The sequence below is a fragment of the Corallococcus praedator genome, assembly GCF_003612125.1.
Classification (GTDB): Bacteria; Myxococcota; Myxococcia; order Myxococcales; family Myxococcaceae; genus Corallococcus; species Corallococcus praedator.
In genome coordinates this window covers 1-409 of sequence record NZ_RAWI01001261.1, presented here as the reverse complement: position 1 = coordinate 409, position 409 = coordinate 1, and the positions used below count along the sequence as shown (strand labels likewise).

Genomic DNA, 409 nt, shown 5'->3' with positions numbered 1-409 from the left:
ACACCGCGTACGTGCACCCGCCGACCTACTACTTCCTCACGGGTGTCGCGGCCAAGGTCGAACACGCGATCACCGGCGACGGCACACACACCGCCGCGCGCACCATCGGCGCGTTGTGGCTCAGCCTCGCGGTGTGGCTGATATGGCGACTGTTGGTGCATCGGCGAGCCAACCCGCTCACGCAGGTCGCGTTGCTGTCGTTGCTCATCGTGTCGCCCTCGGTGATCTTCGCGTCGTCCACCACGAGCCCTGACGCGTCGAGTCTGCTGGCCGGCGCGGTCATGCTCGCGGCCGTGCTCTTGTGGGAGGACGACGTGCTGCCCGCGTGGGTGGTGGTGCCGGCCGCGGCCCTCACGTTGGGTCTCAAGTTCACCCACATCGGTGCGATCGGGCTGGTGGTCGTCTACCT

1 protein-coding gene is annotated in these 409 nt (G+C 67.7%); it reads left to right on the top strand.

Annotated features, from left to right (window positions below; all coding sequences use genetic code 11):
* Positions 1 to 409, top strand: a 409-nt coding sequence (locus D7Y13_RS44000; RefSeq protein ID WP_147452756.1) for a hypothetical protein, incomplete at both ends; no start/stop codon positions are given.